The following is a 474-nucleotide window of genomic DNA, read 5'->3' as shown; positions in this document are numbered from 1 at the left end:
TATCGCCACCGGCGAGCTGACGGACTATGCGGAGCGTCAGGCCCTCTTCACCGACATGACCCGGCTGGCGCTCGAAGTCGCGGCAGAGAGTTAGGCGGCTTCCCGCTTCAACGCAGCCTGTTCCTCGGCATTGGGCCGGTGGCCGCGCAGATAGAGCGCGCAGGTCGTGCGCAGCATGGAGGCGAAGTTCGGGATCTGGCCGTTGATCTCGATCGCCTCGTCATAAAGCTTCGAGATGAATTTCGGTGTCGTCAGTCCCTGGCTGTCGGCGATCTCGTCAAGCAGATCCCAGAATGTCGCCTCGAGCTGGATGCTGGTCGAATGACCGTCGATGCGAATCGACCGGTTGATCTGCCGGTAGCCTTCCGGGTTTTGCCCGGCGAAGACTCTGCACATCAGTACCTCCCGTTTTTGTTTGTCTTGGGCGCCGATTGAGCGAGCCGGCGCCTTTTTTGAACACTGCCTGCGTTTGTC

Annotated in this window: 1 protein-coding gene and 1 pseudogene; one reads left to right on the top strand and one right to left on the bottom strand. The window is 60.5% G+C overall.

What is annotated here, in order from left to right; translation table 11 throughout:
• A pseudogene (locus tag EOA27_RS42880) lies at positions 1-94 on the top strand (purine-nucleoside phosphorylase); the annotation flags it as partial.
• On the opposite strand, the gene EOA27_RS39805 reads toward EOA27_RS42880, so the two are convergent.
• On the bottom strand, positions 91-396 hold the full coding sequence (locus EOA27_RS39805; protein WP_126060664.1) for a ribbon-helix-helix domain-containing protein: 306 nt from the start codon (positions 394-396) through the stop codon (positions 91-93). The pseudogene EOA27_RS42880 and the gene EOA27_RS39805 overlap by 4 nt on opposite strands.
• Between the last annotated feature and the right edge of the window lie 78 nt (positions 397-474).

The organism is Mesorhizobium sp. M2A.F.Ca.ET.037.01.1.1 (genome assembly GCF_003998075.1).
Taxonomy (GTDB): domain Bacteria; phylum Pseudomonadota; class Alphaproteobacteria; order Rhizobiales; family Rhizobiaceae; genus Mesorhizobium.
This window is presented reverse-complemented; position numbering and strand designations above follow the sequence as displayed.